General features: G+C 41.5%; 6 protein-coding genes. All 6 read right to left on the reverse strand.

The genetic code is table 11. From position 1 onward, the window contains the following. Window positions 1-79: 79 nt before the first annotated feature. Window positions 80-841 carry a 1-acyl-sn-glycerol-3-phosphate acyltransferase gene (locus tag Q3C19_RS17530; protein ID WP_022164149.1) on the reverse strand — a complete coding sequence of 254 codons (762 nt, stop codon included), beginning with the start codon at window positions 839-841 and terminating at the stop codon, window positions 80-82. Between the two features lie 87 nt (window positions 842-928). Continuing rightward, window positions 929-2101, reverse strand: coding sequence for a metallophosphoesterase (locus tag Q3C19_RS17535; protein ID WP_302731072.1), 1173 nt, complete (start codon window positions 2099-2101; stop codon window positions 929-931). After that, on the reverse strand, window positions 2089-2715 hold the full coding sequence (locus Q3C19_RS17540; protein WP_277120901.1) for a hypothetical protein: 627 nt from the start codon (window positions 2713-2715) through the stop codon (window positions 2089-2091). Before Q3C19_RS17540 ends, Q3C19_RS17535 begins: the two co-directional genes overlap by 13 nt. A 4-nt stretch (window positions 2716-2719) precedes the next feature. After that, the gene (locus Q3C19_RS17545) at window positions 2720-3205 is read right to left on the reverse strand and encodes an RNA polymerase sigma factor (protein WP_022164146.1); all 486 of its coding nucleotides are present in this window, start codon (window positions 3203-3205) and stop codon (window positions 2720-2722) included. Window positions 3206-3488: 283 nt separating this feature from the next. After that, window positions 3489-4766 carry a DUF5074 domain-containing protein gene (locus tag Q3C19_RS17550; protein WP_277120902.1) on the reverse strand — a complete coding sequence of 426 codons (1278 nt, stop codon included), beginning with the start codon at window positions 4764-4766 and terminating at the stop codon, window positions 3489-3491. Window positions 4767-4786: 20 nt separating this feature from the next. Then, a complete protein-coding gene (locus Q3C19_RS17555) occupies window positions 4787-6244 on the reverse strand; it encodes a DUF5074 domain-containing protein (RefSeq protein ID WP_302731074.1) in 1458 nt (485 codons plus the stop codon). Between the last annotated feature and the right edge of the window lie 191 nt (window positions 6245-6435).

A 6435-nucleotide genomic window follows, 5' to 3' on the forward strand; every position in this document is an offset into this window, starting at 1 on the left:
CTCATTGTTGATTCACATTTTTGTTATTAAAATGTGTCTACCTATATCAGTACAAGACAACTGTTTTTAGGCTGTTCTTTTAATGGACTTCCTGGTCCAGATTTTTAACCATTCCCTTATATCTTTCGGGTAGGGCACTTTCGACAGCGGCATAAGCTTCGGACAAGGTAGCCTTGATGTTTTCAGGTCCTTTTCCCTTGGGAGGGATTGGATCGTGTATGGTTAATATCAGCCGATGGCGGTGTATCCACTTGCCTGTACGGGGAAGTATTTCGAACGAGCCGTCGATCGTTACGGGAACGACTGCCAGTTGAAGATCGTCAGCCAGCTGGAAAGCACCTCGTTTGAAGTAGCCCATGTGGCCTGTGAAGGTACGTGCTCCTTCCGGAAATACAACCAATGATACGCCATTGGTCAGTGAAGATTCGGCCTGACGCATAGTTGCTAATATCTTTTTAGGATTGCTACGATCTACGAAGATGTGTCCGGCGCTTTCGCAAGCTTTGCCTACAAAAGGAATTTTCCGCAGGCTCTTTTTCATCATCCACTTGAAGTTGCGTCCGAGGAAACCGTATATCAGGAAAATATCAAAAGCTCCCTGATGATTGGGTACAAAAACGTACGAGGTGTGCTTGTGTACTTTTTCTCTACCTTTAACTTCTACCGGAATCAATAGCAGATAACAAGTCAGGCGCGACCATATTTTACCAGGGTAGTAGCCCCAAAAATGTGCTCCTCCGATCAGAGAGCCAACGATGGTAACCAGTGCGGTCAGGATAGTAAGTACCAGCAGGACAGGCAACGCAAAGCATACTTGGTAGATGTTGTAGAGTATCCTCATATTCTTCTTTGATTTATCAGTATTTCCGGATGCAAAGATAATATCGAATAATGGATAATGGGAATACCAAAGTGATTTTTTTTCTTGTCATTCTTTCTGTTTCAGTTCGATGACCGTGATTTCGGGCCAGGCACCGAACCTGAAAGGTAATCCTACATAGCCAATACCGATATTGACATACAAGGCACGCTCGCCTTCGTAATACATGCCTTTCCACTCGGGGTATTTCAAGGTAGCCAGCGAATGTCCGAATAGAATCATCTGCATGGCATGTGTATGTCCTGACAGCATTAGCTCGATATTGGATTTTGGCAATACTTCCCGACGCCAATGTGTAGGATTGTGGCTTAGCAGGACACTGAACATGCCTTCGGTTCCTTTTATGGCATGCGGCAGATCGGCATGTTGCGGGAAGGGAGGCTCACCGTCGTTTTCTACACCTATCAGGGCAATGCTGTCACCGTTGTGCCGTATGATGGCATGTTCGTTGTTCAGCAGTTTCCATCCCATGGCTTTTTGCTGTTCTATAAGGTAGTTCAGGTTTTGCTTTTCGTCATCGGCAGTAGGCCAGCGGTAGTAGGTTCCGTAGTCGTGATTACCTAATACAGAGTAAACGCCATCAGGTGCATGGAGCTGTGACAGAATCTCTTGGAAACCGTCCAGTTCGTGACTTTGCTGGTTGACCAAGTCACCAGTAAAGACTATCATATCGGCCTTCTGGGCGTTGACTATATCTACCAGTTTCTGTATGGAGGCGGGATCTTTCTCCCAACTTCCGATGTGAATGTCTGATATTTGTGCAATGCGGTAGCCGTTGAAAGCAGCGGGTAGGTGTCGGGAACTGTATTCCACCTGTTTTACTTCAAACTGTTTGATGCCAAACAGGGCACCGTAGATGATGTTGCCAAAACTAATGGCAGCAAGTAGTAAACCTATAATGTTAAACGGTAGACGAGGGCAGCGGCGGATGATAGAATTTATCAGTAAGCCAACTAAAGAGCAGAGCATGAAGAGGGTTTTGGGAACGGCAAATAACATGATACCTACCGCCAGCCGTCCGATGCTATGAGTATGGTTGGACAAGGCATTATCACCACTCAGATACATGTAATAGACATAAATGGCTGATAATAGCAGAGTGGGCATCCAATAAGAAAGTCGTATTCGGATATTTTGAGTCTTTTTTACGATGTGTACCAAATAGATGTACACATCGGGTATCAACAGAAAAATGGCCAGTAAAAGTGTTATTCGGTGCATATGTCTTTCAGTTCTTCTATGTTCTTTTTTATGTTGTCTAGATGCTGATAAATTCCTTTTTTATATAAGATACAGATAATCAGTATATCTATAGCAGTGAAAGCTGATATGATGACGACTTGTGTTCCGATGGATTTCAGATGATAGCCCATCACCCAGTAGTTGAAAGCATTGAATACGACTACCCAGATGCAGAGGGCTATGATTTCGTTGCGGGTCCACTGTCGGAAAGTTGTCATGCGTCGGCTTACTTCGGCTACAGACATCTCGTCAATGTGAGTCTGTTTATTCCAACGATAGGTTTTCCAGTCCCACCAGATGCCAATGACGATGCTGACGCCGATAAACAACAGGAACAGTGAGATTCTGGCTCTCATGTCTGAATCGTCCAGTACGGCAGGCATTACGATCAGAGCCACTCCAAGCAGCAATAGAACAATACCACCTGTTACCATCGAAATGCGTTGTAGTCCTAAAATCCGGCTTATGCTTCGTTTTGTCCCAGACTTACAGCCTTCGATGAGTTCCTTGATTTGTTTTCCATTGGCAATCTGTTCTTTTTGCAGTTGTTGATCCAATGTGTTCCACGATTTTTTCAGTTCCTCCAAATTCATATGTCTATTCCTCCTTGTTCATTTTTCTCAGTTTGTCTTTTATCCGGCTTAGTTTGGTCGCTACATTGGTTAAGGTCAATCCGGTAATTTCTGCAATTTCCTCGTAGCTTTTATCTTCTAAATAGAGAAGCACGATCGATTTTTCCAATTGTCCCAAACGATTGATCATGCTATATAACCGTTTTAGCATAACTTGTGTTTCATCAGTTTCTTCTATTCGGTCGGCTATTTGTGACAGCGTTACAATTTCGGGAATGTTTTTTTCTTTACGGATAAAACTGATGCAAGTATTCAAGGCTATACGGTAGATCCAAGTCGAAATTTTACATTCGTTTCGAAACTTGGGATAAGCCTTCCACAGGTTGATAACTACTTCCTGATACAGATCGTTAAGGGTAGCATGAGGTGTAGTGTACAGATAGCACACTTTATAAATGACACGCTCATATTCCTGTATGAGAGTTACGAATTCTTGCTCTACATGATCCATTCCTTTTCCTGTATCAGTTTTTGCTTATTTACTTTGTACTCTATTAGTAGTATTATGTCGGTAAAAATCACAATACGGAGAAAAAACGTTGTGGCAAAGATAGAAAGATAATGCTGAAAACCATATTGAGGTAACATAATTTGTGAAAAAATCTGCAAGGTTCTATCCAAGAATGGTGAACCTTGCAGATTAGGAAAAAGTGTTATGAAGGATTGTTGAAGATTAAGTCCAAAACAGGGATTGTTTGGGCTTTTTTCATAATATTCATGAGAGAGCTCTAAAATCAGTTATAGAACTTTCTCATAGGAAAAACTCCAATGGGGTAGCAGGTCTGGTTTTCGATCTTTTTAACCAATTTGGATGTTTCACCACTGCAATCGTATATTAACAGATAATTTTTAGTGGGGATTTCGCTTTCGCTGTAGGCATTTGATACAGCAATATATAAGTATTGGTTCGTAGGATCAACAGCTACATTACAGTTCAGATACTCGCCATCAGGAGCATCTTGTTTTATATCAATGTAGTCAACAGCTTTCCAGGTACTAAGTGACAGACGTCTCACTGTTGTACTGCCAGCTGCATAATACAGATAGTCGCCAGCCAATGCAATGCCGGGAGTGTTGAAGAATTCGGCTGAGATATCTTCTGCAATCTGTTTCTCTTTCGTAATTTCCCATTTATCCAAATCGACAAAATATAAATAGCTTTTCTTTTCACCTCCTCTGCCACAAGTAGCTAACATAACTTCACGTTCGCCAGTCTGGCAAATGCCGCTGATAAAATCTCCTTTCAGATCAGGCAATACACGGCTTACTTTGTTCATGCCTTTCGAAAACTCAATCAGGCGTGTGGTTTCCCAGAAACCTCCGCCGCCACAATACAGGTGGTCTCCTACACGAATAATACCTCGGGTACTGGCTACTCCTTCTACCGTATTGCCTTGGTTGCCGAAATGGAAGGAGCCTTCGATGATGTTCAAATCTCCCGTAGTACTGTCGAAGCGGAATACGCCTTGTGCATCAGAAAAGAAAATATTTTGTTCGTCGAGAACTGCAATATTCTCAAGAGGGGTAGTGATCGGCATCATTTCTTCTGGATCAAGGCTTCCTTCAGGACGATGAAACTTGAGCTCATCCATTTTATATGCTTTTTCCCGTTTTAAAGTGACAGCATCGGCTATAACCAGTACTCCATCTCCTTCTTCACCATTAGGACTGTAGATGCCGTTACTTATCAGGTAGATTTTTCCATTATACATATAAAGATCTTGAGCTTCATTTCCAAAGGCGGTTCCATTCACTTTTTTATAGCTGTTTTCTTCAATAGTACCTTCTGGACTGATATAGGTGATAGTACTGTTTTGTGAGAGACGTGCTCCCTGGTTCAGGATTATCACTCCATCCGGATGGGCATATCCGTCCAGATAGGTTGTCTCGTCGTTGGAGTCGTTGGAATCGCCGGGAGTTTCATCAATCGTATCGGAAGAACATCCGGTCACCAAACTCAGTGTACAGAAGCTGGCTATACAAGCCATCATGATTGTTTTATTTATTTTCATCTTTCAAGTCTCTTTATCAATTAATTTTCAGGGTAGAAATAACATCCGGCAGGGAAGTTTGTATAATTTTCGTATTTGGCAGCAGGGGCATCTTTACTTGCGTTAAAATCGAATGCCCATATCTGGTTGGTTTGGAACTGGGCATATGATTTGATGGTGTTGATGTATACCTGTCCAGTTTTAGGGTGAACAGCTATGTTATTGTAAAGCATTCCTGCATTATTGTCTAAGGTATTCAAGTCACAAAGAATTTCTTCAGAATCAAGTCCGCTTGTTTCATCCAGTGCTGGATCATCATTGAAATTCATCTGGTAGATTGTTGTTCCATCAGCGTAGTAGAAAGTGTTTCCTTTAACAACGAAACCCATACCAGATGAGCCTACCGAAGGCTTAACACTTATTTGACGTTGTATAGTTTCGCGGGTTGTCGGATTAAATTTGCTGATGGCGCTCTTACCGGCACCGAACGACATGACCCATATATCGCCGTCGTCGGCAGGCTTAATACCCAGTACCGTGTTGATTTGGCACGAGAGGGTATATGGGAAAAGTATTTTTTTCACAGAGTCGTCCTCTGGCGTAATTTCAATGATACCGCTGATTAATCCTGGTTTGTACGTATAAACCTTTCCATTTCTGGTGAAAAACTGAGATTTTGGGGCTTGTTCGGTTCCTTCTACAAATTTCAATTCTTTTGAAGACATATCCAGATGTTTAATTCCCTCATTGTCTCGAATGTATACGTGTTGCTCATCAATGACGGCAATGTGGCTTGGCCAATCTATTCCAGGAAGTTCGGCATTGCTGAATGCTATTTCTTTTTTTAATGTTTTGGCGTTTACTACTATCAGCATTCCGTCGTTGTCGAAGTGGCTGCCTACGGCATTCATGTCTCCGTTTTGTGAAATTATATAGATCTTTCCGTCGCAAAAGGCCATGTCTTGTGCAACGTTGCCAAGTTCAGTACCATTGACAGCTTTATAAGCATCATCGATGACATAGCCTTCAGGAGTGATGTACGTCAGCGAACCGTTTTCGGTTGTCATGTTACCTTCATTCAATACAAAAGTTCCGTTAGGGTCATCAAATGAGTTTAAACAGTATAAGTCAACCTTTGATGAAATTTTTTGTTCGCCTTCTCCTTGTACGTTTACTGTCAATGTAATTTTCGATACTGCATTTTCAGAAGCTTGTATGCTGATGGAGTGGTTAGTTTCGTCTACTTGTGCGTTCCAGCCTTCGGGTAGTGTGGCAATGTTTATTGCATTCGCATTTTGGGCAGAATATTCTAATTGATAGCTTTGTCCAGGTATGACAAAGAAAGGGTTGGTCTCATCAAGTTGGGTTATCCATTCGAATTCTGGCGCAAGTGCTACAGGGGAATCCTTATCGTCACTACAGCTTGTAAAAAACAATACGTTAACAAATAAAATGACGGCCCATAGTGTCTTCAGCCTCATGTTAAATAAAACTTTCATTACTTTTTTGATTTAGATTAATAATTGATTATTAATAACAATACTTCGGTAAATTTTTACCGATAAATAAAAATAAAACAATAGAATCGGTGTTAGCCGGTTCAAAATTACATTAAAGAGATCATTGAAATACTGTCAAGAATGAATCGTTAAGGAGTAAGAAAAGGGATGAAAATATATGCTAAACAGCT

It is taken from the genome of Bacteroides sp. ET489, from assembly GCF_030518095.1.
GTDB lineage: Bacteria > Bacteroidota > Bacteroidia > Bacteroidales > Bacteroidaceae > Bacteroides > Bacteroides ndongoniae.